The organism is Halomicrococcus pelagicus (assembly GCF_050954125.1).
On sequence record NZ_JBPBWC010000001.1, the window covers coordinates 441,348 to 455,307 of the forward strand.

The following is a 13,960-nucleotide window of genomic DNA, read 5'->3' on the forward strand; positions in this document are numbered from 1 at the left end:
TGCTCATATGGTCCGGTCGGCGTACCCGTCTCTCTTCCGACGTCGACGACGGAGCGGACGACAGCCGCGGCTACCGAGTAGAGAGCGAGAGAAAGGGAGGAGGCGACTCAGTTGTCGCCCGTCTTGCCTTGCCACTCGTAGTCGCGTCGCTTGCTCGACTTGCCGAAGCCACACGACGAGCACTTCTTTTTCTTCACGTGGTAGGACTTCTCGCCGCAGCGGCGACATTTCACGTGCGTCGTCTTGTTCTTCTTCCCCTGGCTAGGCGTTCCTGCACCGGTCATGGATTGATAGAAACGACGTTATCGCCGCGTATAATGGTTGTGTCTTCGTCCGCCGCGTCCTCGATGACGAGGTTCATGTGCTGGTCGTAGCCGGTCAGCGTTCCGGTGTACTCCTCGCCGCCCTTCAGACGCACCGTCACTTCGCTATTCAGCGACGCTTCGAGCACGTCAAGCGGTCGTCCACTCATATGACAATTCCCAGCGGTTGCGTTCTTAAACGTACCGGATGTAACTCGGGCGAAGCGACGCCATCGCGACCCTCGACGACGCTCAGACGTCGACGGCGAACTCGTCGCGGTCCTCGACCCGCTCGGCGAACGCGGCCAGCAGGTCGGCGGCCGCGTCGAGGTCCTCGGTGTCGACGATCTCCGCCGGCGTGTGCATGTACCGGTTCGGCAGGCCGAGGTTGAGCGAGGGGATGCCGCCGCGGGCGGTGTAGAACGCGTCGGCGTCCGTGCCCGTGCTGATGCCCGCGGCCTGCAGTTGCACGTCGATGCCGGCGTCGTCGGCAGCGTCGCGCACCGCGGCGACGACCTCGGGGTGGTTGGCGCTCCCGCGAGCGACGACCGGGCCGCCGCCCAGGTCGACGTTCAGGTCCTTGAACCGCTCCTCGCCCGTCACGTCGGGACTGTCCATGGCGTGCGTGACGTCGACGGCGACGACGGCGTCCGGGTCGAGGTCGAACCCGACCATCGTGGCCCCTTTCAGACCGACCTCCTCCTGGACGGTGCTGACGGCGTACACCGTCGCGTCGACGCCGCGCTCGGCCGCGCGGCGCATGGCCTCCGCTGCGGTCCACGTCCCGACGCGGTTGTCCATCCCGCGGGCGGCGACGCGACTGCCGTGCAGGTCCGACAGCGTCTGTCGGACTGTGACCGGGTCGCCCACGTCGACGAGTTCGTCGGCTTCCGCCTCGCTCTCCGCGCCGACGTCGACGTGCTGTTCGTCGACGTCCTCGACGTCCTCGTCGCCCTCCCGGAGGTGGATGGCGGCCTGACCGACGACGCCGGGGACGACGCCGTCGTCGGTGTGGACCTCGACGTGCTGGCCCTTGGTCACGGTGTGGTCCGACCCGCCGATGCGGCCGACGCGGAGGAACCCGTCCTCGTTGACGCCGGCGACCATCAGCCCTATCTCGTCGGCGTGGCCCGCGAACGCCAGTTCCGGGCCGTCGCCGTGCAGGACCGCGACGGCGTTGCCGTACTCGTCGGTCTGTACCTCGTCGGCGAACTCGGAGACGTAGTCGACCCAGACGCGCTGTCCCGCCGTCTCGAATCCGGAGGGACTCGGCGTCGTCAGCAAGTCGTCGAGAAAGGCGCGCTGTCGTTCGTCCATATCGGCACGCGGGAACGTGACGTATTCAATCCCTCGCATCGTCCGCCGTCTCGAACCCGGAGGCTCGGCGCCGTCGGACCGCCGAGCGACGACGACCCCCAGAACCGATAAGGGCCGTCTCGTCGAACGGGAAGGCATGGGGATTCTCGAACTCCACTTCCACGATTCGCAGTTCACGCTCGACGTCGGCAGAGGCGACGGAGGCGGCGTCCTCTCGCTCGGCGGCGAAACGACGGAGACCGGGGGAGACAGCGACGGACGGCCGCCGATAACCGGGAAGCTGATGCCGCTGCTCGTGGTCCTCGTCGCCGTCGGAGTGACCGTGCTGCGACAGCGACGCCGACGCAGGGCGGAGTGAGGACGCGAGCGGTCGGAGCCGTCGAGAGACGCCGAACCTACTTCCTGTCCAGACGCGAGAGGCCGTGCCAGATGGCGTCGACCAGCCGCTCCTCGCCGGTTCCGTCGGCGTCGTCCCAGCCGCGGGCGAGCGCGTCCTCCAGCACCGCGAGGTCGTGGTTCTCGAAGTTGTTCATCCCGCGGAACGATTCGAGGGCGGCGCGCTCGCTCTCGCCGAACGCGCCCGACGGCGTCCCGTCGTAGAACCCGAGGTCGGCGAGCGTCGCGGCGACGGATTCGGCCGTCTCCCCCGATAGCTCCCGCGTCTCCTCCGGTTCCTCGCGCTCGAGCAGCGTCACGTCGTATATCTTGAACACCCGCTCCAGTTCCTCGATGGGGGTCTCGTGGTCGTCGACGCGCACGTCGACCCAGCGGTCGTTCTTCCCGTCGTAGCCGCCGCCGGGCTTGACGACGTAGAGGGCGGCGCTCTGTTCGCCGCGCTTGTCGCCGCCGGCCTCGTTGCCCGCGTGGAGCGCCGCGATGAGCCGCTCGGGGAGGCCGCGGTTCGCGGTTTTACCGCTCTCCTCGAACGCCTCCGCCATCGCTTCGAGCGTCTCGCGGTTCTCCAGGATGTTCCCCTGGACCGTGTACTGGTCGCCCTGGACGTCGCTGGCGTGGTCGAAACACTCCTCGCCCGTGAACGCCGCGACGGAGCCGTCCCGGCCGACGACGCCGACCTGTCGCTGGGCGGCCTCCGGGTCGTCGTCGGTCAGCGCCTCGACGACGTCGTCCGCCGACGCGCCCTGCCGGAGCAGGTCCAGTCCGTCCGGACCGTACGCGACGTTTGCGAAGCTCTGGGTGGCTATCGCGCCCGCGTCGGCGCTGGCGAAGGGAACGACCGCGCCGACGCCGACGAACTTCGACTGGACGGCGACGCCGACCGCGTCCCGTTCGGGGTCGCGAGCGACGATGGAGAACGTCGAGGGTCGTGGCATATCGGTCTCCTCGGACGCCACCCCGAAAAACGTTGAGCCTCGACGGTCCGTCGCATCGTCACGTCTGGCGACGTTTTCCGGTCGGAGCGCGTACGTCCGGCGTGCGCACCGCAGTACTGCTCGTGCTCGTCGCACTGTTTCCCGTCGGCGTCGCCGGCCACGCGCCGGACGCGTTCTCGCCGTCGGCCTGCGACAAGGACGCCCGCGTGACGGTCCAGAACCAGTCGGTGACCAACGGGGCCGGAGCCGCGACGGTGACCGACGCGACGCTCGAAACCGGCGGTTTCGTCGTCCTCACGCCCGACCCCGACGCGTCGGCGGGCGAGATGCGCGTCGTCGGCGTCTCGTCGTACCTCCCGCCGGGAACCCACGCGAACCTGACCGTCGGGCTGGACGCGCCGCTCGACCGACCCCGTCGCCTCTCCGCGGTCGTCCTCGAAGACGCCAGCGGCGACCGAATCGCCGACTTCGACGGCTCCGACGAGTTCGCCCACGACGGCTGCGGCGGCCGAGTCGTCGACGCCGCGACCCTCCGCCCGGTCTGCGGTCGCGCCGACTAGCGCTTTCCCCCCTTGTGCGCGGTGAGGGGCTGGCGCGCGACCAGTTCGCAGTCGAACGCGGCATGCTCGACGAAGTGGTGGACCAGCATGTGTCGGCGACCGCCGGTCAGCCCCGTCTCGCCGACGTCGGCGGCGGTGAACTCGGTCGGGAGACGCTCGTACCGCCGGGAGAGCGCCTCGAAGCTCTCGAACACCTTCCGGTGACCCGACGAGTCGGCTCCCCGGCGCAAGACGACGTAGCAGCCGTCCTCCCGGTACTCGCCGACCGTGTGGACGAACTCGCGGCGCTCCGTCAGCGCCGCCCCGAGCGCTTCCCGCAACCGGTCGGCCTGGCGTCTCGACAGCACCTCGGTCTCGCCGGCCACGGTCACCTCGACCGCGCCGCCCGCGCTCGACACCGACACCCGCGGCTGGTCGGCGTGTGACGCGTCGTCAGTGGCAGAAGCGTCGCTACGTTCGCGGGAGAATTTCTCGATCAGCCGCCGACCGACGGCTTCCTCTATCCTCCGGACTCACGAGGGATTCGCTCGTCATCGCACTCCCCAGTAGTTCCTCTCGACTGATAAATTTACGGGACCGGCGGGTCGCGCCGGTCGACCAGTGGTCCAACCGACAGAACTTTTCGAGGTGCAGCGCTACGAACGTTGCGTGAACGTACGGGGAACGGTCGTCGAACCGGGCGAAGTGCGGACGGTCAGCACGCAGTACGGCGACCGCGACCTCGCCGAGGTGGTCGTTCGGCGCGACGACGGCGAGTCGACGACGGTGACGCTGTGGGGGAAGTGGACCGAGACGGCCGACCTCCTCGAGGAGGACATGGAACTGCTCGTGACCGACGTGGACGAGGACGAGTACCGCGGCGAGACGCGGTACGCGACTGGCGAGGAGTCGTACGTCGTCGTCGAGCCCTCGTTCCTCGTGAACGTGACCGACGTCCGGTCGTGGGTGCAGTGTCCGCGGATGTACTACCTGAACAAGCTGTCGGGCGTCCCGCTGAACTACCCCGTGGTCAAGGGGACTATCGTCCACGAGGTGTTCGGGGACCTACTCCGGGGGCGGGACCTCGACGACGCCATCGACGAGCGCGTCGAGGAGGCCGGCCTCGAACTCGGGCTGCTCGGCCGCGAGGCCGACGAGGTAGCCGGCGAGGTGCGCCAGAACGCGAAGGCCATCGAGGGGTGGCTCGAACAGGGCGCGCTCACCGAAGAGGACCAGTGGCGCAGCGAGTACACGCTCATCAGCGAGCGGTTCGGCATCAAGGGGCGGGCTGACGCGCTCCGGCGAGGGATGCCCGTCGAACTGAAGACGGGGAAGAACACCAAGCGGGACCCCCGGTTCCAGGACAAGATTCAGGCGGCCTGTTACGCCCTGCTGCTTCAGGAGCGCGACGTGCCCGCCGACACGGGGACCCTGCTGTACACCAAGAACTCGACGCTCGACCGCAACGAGGCGACGGGCGACCTCTCGCCCGCCAAGGAGTTCTCCGTCGGCCGGGGGTTGCTGGAGTTCGTCGTCCGGACGCGCAACGAGATCGCCGCGATGGAGTTCGACTACGGCGTCCCGACGGGCTACGAGGCGGACGCGACCTGCGCGCACTGCTTCGAACAGGACACCTGCATGGTCGTCTCCGGTCGCCTCGACCAGACGTCGAAGGCCGGGCAGGTCGGCACCGCGATTCCCGACGAGGAGCGGGAGTACTTCGAGGCGCAGTACCGGGCCATCGAGGCGGAGCGCCGCGAGGTCCACCGCGAGTACGTCAAACTCTGGGAGCAGACCGCCGAGGAGCGCGCCGACGCCGACAAGGCCCTGATAGACCTCGAACCCGCGGGCCAGGAGGAGATAGAAGACGAGCGCTGGCGACTGCGCGCACGCCGCACCGACGACGCCGTCTCGAAGATACGGGAGGGCGACGTGGTGCTCGCCAGCGACGGCCACCCCGTCCACGGCCACGCCGAACTGGCGCGGGTGAAGCAACTGGGCGAGGAGGTCGTCGTCACGACCGACGAACCCGTGGAGTTGCGCCGACTGGACGTCTACCCCTCCGAACTGAGCGCCGACCGGATGCTCACGGCGCTGCACGACTGCCTGCTGAAGGGCGACGCCGACCGGAAGGACGTGCTCTTCGGCCGTCGAGAGCCCGAATTCGGGGGTGGCGAGGCGCGACGGGCCTCGGTGGAAGCGAGCGGTGAGCGGAGCGAACCGCGAGCCGGTGAAGAGACGTACATCGCGAACAACGAGAGCCAGAACGCCGCCGTGAACCTCGCGGTGAACACCGAGGACTGCGCGCTCATCCACGGCCCGCCCGGCACGGGCAAGACGTACACCATCGCCCGCACCGTCCGGGCGCTCGTCGAGCGCGGAAACCGGGTCCTCCTGTCGGCGTTCACGAACCGCGCCGTGGACAACGCCCTCGAAGCGCTGCGCGACCAGGGGTTCGAAGATATCGTCCGCGTCGGGACGGAGAACGGCGTCCGCGAGGACATGCAGGACCTGCGACTGGAACACGGCGGCGACCCCGGCGAGCGCGTCGCCGAACTCCGTGGTGCGAGCGTCGTGGCCGCGACGACGGCCACCTGCGGGTCGCGGGTGATGCGCGAACAGGAGTTCGACGTCGCGCTCGTCGACGAGGCCTCGCAGTTGACCGAACCGGCGACGCTCGCGGCCATCAACCTCGCCGACCGGTTCGTCCTCGTCGGCGACCACCACCAGTTGCCGCCGGTCGTTCGGGCCGAGGGAGCGGAGCGCGACTCCGCGGAGCGCGCGAGCGGAGAGCGAGACGAACCGCGAGCGAGCGACCTTGGCGAGTCGCTGTTCGAGCGCCTCGTCGAGCGCTATCCGGACGCCTCGGTGATGCTCGAACGCCAGTACCGGATGGCCCAGCGCATCCAGGCGTTCTCCTCCCGGGAGTTCTACGACGGCGCGCTCCGTCCGGCGGACGGCGAGACCGCCGCCCAGCGGGTCGACGACCTGCCGGGCGTCGACGGCGACGCGCTGCCTGACCGCCTCCGGAACGCCGTGTCGTTCGTCGACCCCGACGGGACGACGGTCGGGAACACGAACCCGGTGGAGGCCGAGCGCGTGCGCGAGGTCGTCGAGCGGTTCGTCGAGGCGGGCGTCGCCGTCGAAGACGTGGGCGTCATCGCGCCGTTCCGGGCGCAGGTCGCGGAGATATCGCGGCGCGTCCCGGACGACGTGACGGTCGACACCGTCGACCGCTTCCAGGGGTCGAGCGAGGAGGTCATCGTCGTCTCGTTCGTCGCCACGGGCGACCTGGACAGCCCCATCTTCGAGGACTATCGTCGGGTGAACGTCGCGCTGACGCGGGCGAAGAAGTCGCTCGTGCTCGTCGGCGACGAGGCCGCACTCCGGTCGCGGGACCTCTACGACCGGATGGTCGACTGGGCGGGAGCGGAGCGATAGCCGGTCCGCGTCGACGCGTTCCGTCGCTCCGCGCCCCGCCGGCCGCGACGATTCGCGCCCCGTCGACGCGGATTCGTTCGCCCTCGCGGTCGTAATACTCGCTCTTCCCGGCCGTTACTGTAACCCGGACGCGCCGCGAGGCGGCCGTCTCGGGGCGGAATGGGGGGCGGTCGCGCCAGAAGGGAGGATTTTTGGACGGCGATTGAGAGGCGGAACGCATGGCATGGCTCCCGGACCCGCTGGTCGATGCGTGGCGGGTCCTCACGGCGGTGGGCGACGAGCGCATCGCACCCGGCGTCGTCGTTGCCGACCTGTTCGTCGCGGGACTCCTGCTGGTCGCCGGCTGGTACGTCTCCCAGCTGGTCGTCCGGTTCGTGGGCCGGCGAGTCGCGCGGCGATTCCAGCGCCCGAGCGTCCGCAAGACCATCCTCCGGAGCGTCCGGGGCGTGGTGCTGTTCGTCGCAGTGACGCTCGCCGCCGGTCGGCTGGGGTTCCACGTGTCGAACGTCGTGCTGTCGGTGACGGTGTTCTCCGCGGTGCTCGGCCTCGTGCTCGCGCCCCTCGTCGGTAGCGTCGTCAACGGCCTGTTCGTGCTCGCGGACCAGCCCTACGAGATCGGCGACATGATCGAACTCGTGGACAACGGCTCGCCCACCGGCGGCACTCGGGGCTACGTCGAGGACATCACCCTGCGGTACACGAAGGTTTTCACGCTCCAGAACACGTTCCTCGTCATCCCGAACGCGACGATGCGCGAGCGCGACGTGATAAACTACTCCGCCGAGGACACTCGCTCGCGGCTCTCGCTGGAACTGCTGGTGACCTACGAGGGGGACTTAGACGAGGCGCGAGCCATCATGGAGCGGGCGGCCCGCGAGACCCGCGAGGTGGTCGAGACCGGCCCGGACATCCGCATCGGGAGCGCTCGCTACCCGAGCGCGCCGGTGTCGTACATCAAGGATTTCGCCGACCACGGAGTCCTGCTCGAACTGCAGTACTGGGTGAAAGACCCCTACTACGTCGGCCGGGTGCGTTCGAAGATACAGGAACAGATATGGGCGGACCTCGACGACGCGGACGTGGAGATAGCCTACCCCCACTCCCACCTCGTGTTCGACGACACGAGCGGCACCGCGCGCGTCTCGGTCGACCCGGAGCGCGGTGGCGTTCCCCCTCGACGCGAGTCGGCCGAGCAGGCGCGCCACGACCCGCCGGGCGAGTCCGAGCGGCGCTAGCCGACGGTGACGAGTTCGCAGTCGACCTTCTCGTCGAGGAACGCTTCGATGTCCGGGTCGCCGATGATGCGACGAATCGCTCGCCGCCAGCGCCCCACCTGCTTGCGACCGATGACGACCACGTCCGCGTCGGTCGCCACGATCTCTTCCAGGATGGTCTCCTCGACCAGGAACCCCTCGCGCACGACGAACCGGACGCGGGCGAACCGGTCGGACACCCGTTCGACCCCCCGCTTCAGGTCGCGTCGCGTCACGTCGTCGCCACGATGGTAGAGGTTGACGTGGAGGACGGTCAGGTCGGCGTCGCGCTCGTCGGCCAGGTCTATCGCCGACGCTAGCGTCCGCTTGGAGTGTGCCGACAGCGGATACCGGACCGGTACGAGGACGCGGGACATGTCATAGTGGACGCCGCGCGGCGGTGAGTACCTTACTATCCCCGTCCGCCCTCGACGCCCGCTGTCGATTCTACCGTTCGACGACCCGCCCCTCGACGGACGGGCCGATACCCGTCGTGCGGGCGTACTCGACGAGCACCTCGTACTGGACGTCGCCCGTCGCGACCCGCTGGGACTCCTCGATGGCCGGGAACTCGTCGTCGGTGTGGAGCACGTAGTCGCTGGTCGCCACGGTGTAGGTCGCCGACGGGTCGAGCGGTTCGCCGTCGACGCGGACGACCTCGACGGTCCCGGCGTCGCGGTCCCAGGCGAGTTCGGCCCCGCTGACGTGGGCGTGGAACCAGCCGTCCTCGGCGAACTCGAGCGAGCCGTCGACTGCCTGCCGGAGCGCCGCGCGGAGTCGCTCGCCGGAGAGTTCCGCGACGGCGACCGGTTCCTCGAAGGGGATCAGGCTCACGAGGTCCGCGACGGTGACCTCTCCCTGGATGGGGTCGCCGCTCCGGATACCGCCGCTGTTCTGGAGGGCGACGTCCGCGCCGATCGCCCAGCGGTAGGCGTCGGCGACGAAGTTGCCGACGCGGCTCTCGCCGCCGAACAGGGTGGCCTCCGTGCGCACCAGCGGCTCCTCGACCGAGGCGACCACCTCGTCCAGTCCCGCGGCCGCCATGCGTTCGCGGAGCGCGCGGGCGACCTCGTTCGCGCGCCGAGCGTCGCCCGTCTCGTGGCGCGTCGCCGTCCCCGCCTCCAGGTCGACCTCCAGCACCGCGCGACCGCCGTCGCCGGGTCGCGTGACGAGCGTCCCGTCGACGCGGTCGATCCGCTCCGTCGGAACGTGACCGCCGAGGACGGCGTCGGCGTCGACCGCGTCGTCGTCCTGTCGCATCTCGGCCGGGGCGACGACGACCTCGCCGCGGCGGTCGACGCCGCGCGTCCGGAGGTCCGCGACCGCTTCCTCGGCCGCCGCGACGGGGTCGGCGAACGTCAGGTCGGTCGCCTGGGGGTTCAGCGAGGCGGTCCGGGGCGTCGTGACGCCCGTGAATCCGACGCGCGTTCCGTCCGCTTCGAGGACGGCCGTGCGCCGGGTCAGGTCGGCGGCGAAGCGCTCGCCGTCCCGAAAGACGTTCGCCGTCACCCAGGTCTGGGGCGACTCGGCGACGACGTCGCGGACGGCCGCGGGGCCGTAGTCGAAGTCGTGGTTGCCGAACGTCGCCACGTCCGGTTCGACGGCCGAGAAGAGGTCGAGCGCCTGTCGCCCCTCGGTGACCAGCGCCAGCACGCCCGGCGAGGTGTTGTCGCCGGTGCCGACCAGCAGGGCGTCCTCGCCGTCCAGCTGACCCAGACGGCCCGCGAGACGGCCGATGCGGCCCGGGTCGTCGTAGGCGTTCTCGACGTCGGAGTACTGGAGGAGACGCATCGACGGAGCGTATCGGCGTCGAGATAAATGGGCTTCGACTCGGCGCGAGACGCCTCGACCGACCGCGCCGACGACCGCCGTCCGGGTCGCCGATGAGACCGACACGTTGATTTGCTCACCGTGACACGTACTACCTATGCGGATCCGAGACTGGCAGGACATCCTCCAGGACGTCGTCGAGCGGGACGTCGACCCAGAGGGCTGGCGCGCGACCGGGGGTACCCGGGCCGAGGGCGTCGGCGAGGACCTCTACGTCGGCCACCCGAACGCCGGCGTCTACCACCTGAAGACGTACGCCAAGAACCCCTTCGAGGTGCGCGGCGTCGGCGCGCGCGTCGCCCGAAGTCTGGACGACGAGATCGGCTCCTACCTCCCGCGGGAGGACTACCGGGAGGGCCGGTTCGCGGTCCAGCACCCCGACGCCGCCCCAGGCGACGAAGAGGAGGCCGAGGAGCGCGCCAAACGGCTCGAAGAGACCATCAAGGCTCACGCGGACGCGCCGACGAACCGGGCCGACCTGTTCGACGACGTGATGGAGGCGATGGAGAGCCCCGCCTTCGGACCGATGGACTACGACAACTACGACCGTCCGGACGCGGTCGAGGACCTCGCCGCGACGTTCGAGGAAGCCGAGGAACTGCTGGACGCCGAACTGGACGACCTCATCGACGAGGACGAAGTCGGCAAGGGCTTCCAGTAGCGGTCGTCTCTTCTCCGGGACTTCGCGCACGCGAGGTTCATCTGGTGGTCGGTCGAGGGGACCACCGCGTCGGTAGTCGATGGAGGGCACAGCGTCTACGGGTGTGGTGGCCGTCGCGCCGACGGCGGGGGTGTCGCCGCCGCGGTTCCGGGCAGGGGCATGGTGGGGCGCACTCGACCGCGAGCAGTGCACCCGGTTCGGACCACAGTCGCGTACGGTAAAGCCTTTCAGTAGACTCAAACGCCCATTTGACATTCCCGCGAGCGAGTCGGCTGGCTTTAAGCACGTGCTCGACCACTGCCCTCGCATGGGGGCCGAGGAAACTATTCGAGAGTACTACGAGGCGCTCCGGCGCGGCGAACCGCTGTACCCCTACTTCGCCGAACGCGACGACGCGACGAAGTTCGGCGTCGGCGAACGACTGGTCGGGTACGACGCCATCGCCGAGGGACTGCGCGAGCAGAGCCGGACGACGGACGACTGGACCGTCGAGAGTTCGGCTCTCAGGGTGGTCGAACGCGACGACGTGGCGCGGTTCACGGACGACGTGGCGCTGTCGTGGACCGACGTGGAGGCGGACGAACGCCGTTCGTTCGACACGCGCTGGAGCGGGACGCTCGAACGACACGACGGGGAGTGGCTGTTCACCAGCATGCACGTCAGCGCTCCGCACGAGCTATAGATGGTCGGACCCATCAGCGAAGAGGAGCGCACGGCGGCGATGATGCGCCTGAAGGTGGGTATCGTCAGTCTGGTCGCCGTGTCGAGCGCACTCGTCGCCTTCCACGGCGGTGCCGGACCGCTCGGCATCGTCGCCGCGCTCGTCTTCGGACTGGTCGTCGGGGCGGCGCTGACGTGGTACATCGGCTGGATACTGTAGCGGCGGCCGCGGCCTCTTCGTACCCCGTCTTCGACCGCACGAACGTGACGGACGCTCAGCGACCGACTGGACGGCGTCCGCGACGCTCGCGTCTCCCTGTTCTGCCACCTAGACGACCCGGCGTTCGACGACCGAAACTGTTCGTCTATCTTCAACTAGCTCGTTACTATATCTCAATTATGCTGCACGTTTTTGACCGTGGGCGGTGCCGTCCCGACGGGGAGAAAATGTTCTACCACGACAACGAACTCCAGTACGACGTCGAGGTCGAGGAGCCGAACCCGTACTTCGCGAAGATGCTCCAGCAGGCCATCGGCGGAGCCGAGGGGGAGATGCGCGTCGCGCTCCAGTACATGTTCCAGGCGTTCGCGGTGCCCGCGAGCAAGCAAAAGTACCGCACGCTGCTGATGGAGACGGCGGCGGAGGAACTCGGCCACATCGAGATGCTCGCCACCGCAGTGGCGAAGAACCTCCAGGGCGCGCCCGAGGAGATGCGGGAGGCGGCCCGCGACGACGCGGTCATCGACGCCATGATGAGCGGCGGCCAGCCGCGGCAAGCCCTCTCGGCCGGCCTCCACGCGATGCCGGTCGACTCGAACGGCGTGCCGTTCAGCGGGAACTACGTCGTCGCCAGCGGCAACCTCGCGGCCGACATGTACGCGAACGTGATGGCCGAGTCGACCGGGCGACTGCTGGCGACCCGTCTCTACGAGTTCACCGACGACCCGGGGATGAAGGACATGCTCGCGTACCTCATCGCCCGCGACACCATGCACCAGAACCAGTGGCACGCCGCCCTGGAGGAACTGGGCGAGACGGTCCCGGTCCCGGCGAGCTTCCCGCAGGAGAAGGAGAACCAGGAGCACGACTACGAGTTCATGTCGACGTTCCGCGAGGAACACGAGGACCCCGGGGAGGCCTGGACGGACGGACCGTCGTTCGACGGCAAGGGCGAGTTCTCGTTCGGCACCCAGCCGGGTGGCGGTACTCCCGACCTCCAGGAGACCATCGAGGAGATGTACAACGAGGCGTCCGACGGGCAGTAAGCGTCGGAGAGCGACCCGCCACCGTTTTTCTCGCCGGTTCGACGCCGGCTACCCCTGGACGCGAGCCATCCACTTCTGCGGATGGTCGAGTTCGTCGGCGGTCGGCAGGTTGTCCGGCGCGTCCCACACCCGGGTCGCGCCGTCGATGCCGCGAGCGGCGACGACGTGCTCGAAGAACGCCTTGCCCCGCTCGTACTGGCGGCGCTTGAGGCCGAGTCCGAGCAGGCGGCGAACGAGTTTCGAGAGCGGATTCATCCCGCGGCGGCGGGCCTCGATTTTGGCACGGAGGTCGGCGTACTCCTCGTCGAACGCCTCGTCCATCAGCAGTTCGGCGTACCCCTCGACGGCGGTCATCGCGGCGTCGAGTTCGCGGAACGCCTCGCGGTCGACGCCGCCACTGGCGAGCGCCTCGATGCCGGATTCCATCCGGGATTCGAGGTGGTCGGAGAGCCACGGCGCGGCACCGAACTCGGCGGCGTGGGTCACCTCGTGGAACGCGATCCAGCGCCGGAAGCGGTCGAAGTCCGCGTCGAGTTCGTCCGCGATGCGTTCGATGTTCGGATGGACGAAGTACAGCGCGTGGTCGTCGCCCTCCGCGAGCAGCAGCGGGTCGTACTGTCCGAGGACGTTGGTGCCCAGCACGGAGAGCATCACGGACATCGTACCCGTGTTGACGACGCGGGCGACGCCGGGGAGGGCGGGCGGTCCGTGCTCCTCGATCGGTTTCATCACCTGTCGGAAGGTGGTGACGTTGGCGTCGATCCAGTGGTGTCGGTTCTGTATCTCGACGGTCGCCGGCACGTCGAAGTCGACGCCGGAAACCTCGCGAACGCGAGTGCGAGCGTCGCGGACGTCGGCCGCGTACCCCGACCGTTCGGCGGGCGAGAGCGCGATAGAACCGGGATCCGTCGACGCCTTCGCTGCCTCGGCGACGGCGTCCCAGTCGATGGGGCCGGTCCCGGACGCCCCGGTGACCGCCCGGACGCTACGGTAGAGATTCACGATTCCACGTTGGATTCCGTTCGACAAAATCCTTCTGTCCCGGCGGCGGGACGTCGCGTCACGATTGGAACGGGGACGAGGTTCGAGCGGCCCGCGTTCGTCGGTCGTCGTCGCTCCGGTTCCGTCACCCCCGGACTGATGTGCGACGAAGTCCAAGCCAGGGGTATGAGAGACGAAGAGGAGATCCGTGAGCAGTACGAGTTCCTCGAGGAGCATCTCGACAGCGAGGACATGCGCCACGAGGGCGTCAGGGAGATGTTCACCTACTACAAACGCGCGCTCGGCTGGGTGCTCGAAGAGGAGCACATCTGAGTAGCTTTCGGGTACCCCACCCGTGTAACCGAGGGCGTTAGGTTTA

17 protein-coding genes are annotated in these 13,960 nt (G+C 68.9%); 9 read left to right on the forward strand and 8 right to left on the reverse strand.

Annotation, left to right across the window (positions count from 1 at the left end; genetic code table 11):
• Positions 1-107: 107 nt before the first annotated feature.
• From ACRYA2_RS02455 to ACRYA2_RS02465, 3 genes are all read right to left on the reverse strand, one after another.
• Complete coding sequence (locus tag ACRYA2_RS02455) at positions 108-284, reverse strand: 50S ribosomal protein L37e (RefSeq protein WP_433623875.1); 177 nt, start codon at positions 282-284, stop codon at positions 108-110.
• Complete coding sequence (locus ACRYA2_RS02460; RefSeq protein WP_113275493.1) at positions 281-472, reverse strand: LSM domain-containing protein; 192 nt, start codon at positions 470-472, stop codon at positions 281-283. The genes ACRYA2_RS02455 and ACRYA2_RS02460 overlap by 4 nt, the downstream gene beginning before the upstream one ends.
• Positions 473-554: 82 nt before the next feature.
• Complete coding sequence (locus tag ACRYA2_RS02465) at positions 555-1,619, reverse strand: M20/M25/M40 family metallo-hydrolase (protein WP_433623877.1); 1,065 nt, start codon at positions 1,617-1,619, stop codon at positions 555-557.
• 136 nt (positions 1,620-1,755) lie between these two features.
• Between ACRYA2_RS02465 and ACRYA2_RS02470 the strand changes: the two genes are divergently transcribed.
• Entirely contained in the window at positions 1,756-1,977 is a 222-nt protein-coding gene (locus tag ACRYA2_RS02470) for a hypothetical protein (RefSeq protein ID WP_433623879.1), read from the forward strand.
• A gap of 37 nt (positions 1,978-2,014) precedes the next feature.
• On the opposite strand, the gene ACRYA2_RS02475 is transcribed toward ACRYA2_RS02470, so the two are convergent.
• A complete protein-coding gene (locus ACRYA2_RS02475; RefSeq protein WP_433623881.1) occupies positions 2,015-2,950 on the reverse strand; it encodes a DUF1028 domain-containing protein in 936 nt (311 codons plus the stop codon).
• Positions 2,951-3,051: 101 nt separating this feature from the next.
• Here ACRYA2_RS02475 and ACRYA2_RS02480 point away from each other — a divergent pair, with 101 nt between their 5' ends.
• A complete protein-coding gene (locus tag ACRYA2_RS02480; protein WP_433623883.1) occupies positions 3,052-3,510 on the forward strand; it encodes a DUF7282 domain-containing protein in 459 nt (152 codons plus the stop codon).
• Here ACRYA2_RS02480 and ACRYA2_RS02485 read toward each other — a convergent pair.
• A complete protein-coding gene (locus ACRYA2_RS02485) occupies positions 3,507-3,914 on the reverse strand; it encodes a DUF7528 family protein (protein WP_433623885.1) in 408 nt (135 codons plus the stop codon). The two genes, ACRYA2_RS02480 and ACRYA2_RS02485, sit on opposite strands and share 4 nt — an antisense overlap.
• A gap of 244 nt (positions 3,915-4,158) precedes the next feature.
• On the opposite strand from ACRYA2_RS02485, the gene ACRYA2_RS02490 reads away from it, so the two are divergent.
• Complete coding sequence (locus tag ACRYA2_RS02490; RefSeq protein ID WP_433623887.1) at positions 4,159-6,930, forward strand: AAA domain-containing protein; 2,772 nt, start codon at positions 4,159-4,161, stop codon at positions 6,928-6,930.
• A gap of 218 nt (positions 6,931-7,148) precedes the next feature.
• A complete protein-coding gene (locus ACRYA2_RS02495; RefSeq protein WP_433623889.1) occupies positions 7,149-8,165 on the forward strand; it encodes a mechanosensitive ion channel family protein in 1,017 nt (338 codons plus the stop codon).
• On the opposite strand, the gene ACRYA2_RS02500 is transcribed toward ACRYA2_RS02495, so the two are convergent.
• Together ACRYA2_RS02500 and ACRYA2_RS02505 are read right to left on the reverse strand one after the other, a co-directional pair.
• Positions 8,162-8,560: a universal stress protein gene (locus ACRYA2_RS02500; protein ID WP_433623891.1), complete on the reverse strand. Its 399-nt coding sequence runs from the start codon at positions 8,558-8,560 to the stop codon at positions 8,162-8,164. The two genes, ACRYA2_RS02495 and ACRYA2_RS02500, sit on opposite strands and share 4 nt — an antisense overlap.
• Positions 8,561-8,630: 70 nt before the next feature.
• Positions 8,631-9,974 carry a bifunctional metallophosphatase/5'-nucleotidase gene (locus ACRYA2_RS02505; RefSeq protein WP_433623893.1) on the reverse strand — a complete coding sequence of 448 codons (1,344 nt, stop codon included), beginning with the start codon at positions 9,972-9,974 and terminating at the stop codon, positions 8,631-8,633.
• Between the two features lie 136 nt (positions 9,975-10,110).
• Between ACRYA2_RS02505 and ACRYA2_RS02510 the strand changes: the two genes are divergently transcribed.
• The 4 genes from ACRYA2_RS02510 to ACRYA2_RS02525 all read left to right on the forward strand — a co-directional run bounded on the left by ACRYA2_RS02510 (position 10,111) and on the right by ACRYA2_RS02525 (position 12,600).
• Positions 10,111-10,674: a hypothetical protein gene (locus ACRYA2_RS02510; protein WP_433623895.1), complete on the forward strand. Its 564-nt coding sequence runs from the start codon at positions 10,111-10,113 to the stop codon at positions 10,672-10,674.
• 307 nt (positions 10,675-10,981) lie between these two features.
• Positions 10,982-11,356, forward strand: coding sequence for a nuclear transport factor 2 family protein (locus ACRYA2_RS02515; protein WP_433623897.1), 375 nt, complete (start codon positions 10,982-10,984; stop codon positions 11,354-11,356).
• Complete coding sequence (locus tag ACRYA2_RS02520; RefSeq protein WP_433623899.1) at positions 11,357-11,554, forward strand: hypothetical protein; 198 nt, start codon at positions 11,357-11,359, stop codon at positions 11,552-11,554.
• Positions 11,555-11,781: 227 nt separating this feature from the next.
• Positions 11,782-12,600: a manganese catalase family protein gene (locus ACRYA2_RS02525; protein ID WP_433623901.1), complete on the forward strand. Its 819-nt coding sequence runs from the start codon at positions 11,782-11,784 to the stop codon at positions 12,598-12,600.
• A gap of 48 nt (positions 12,601-12,648) precedes the next feature.
• Here the strand turns inward: ACRYA2_RS02525 and ACRYA2_RS02530 are convergent, their stop codons facing one another.
• Complete coding sequence (locus ACRYA2_RS02530; protein ID WP_433623903.1) at positions 12,649-13,602, reverse strand: zinc-dependent metalloprotease; 954 nt, start codon at positions 13,600-13,602, stop codon at positions 12,649-12,651.
• A 165-nt stretch (positions 13,603-13,767) separates the two neighbouring features.
• On the opposite strand from ACRYA2_RS02530, the gene ACRYA2_RS02535 reads away from it, so the two are divergent.
• The gene (locus ACRYA2_RS02535) at positions 13,768-13,914 is read left to right on the forward strand and encodes a hypothetical protein (RefSeq protein WP_433623905.1); all 147 of its coding nucleotides are present in this window, start codon (positions 13,768-13,770) and stop codon (positions 13,912-13,914) included.
• The last annotated feature ends 46 nt before the right edge of the window (positions 13,915-13,960 follow it).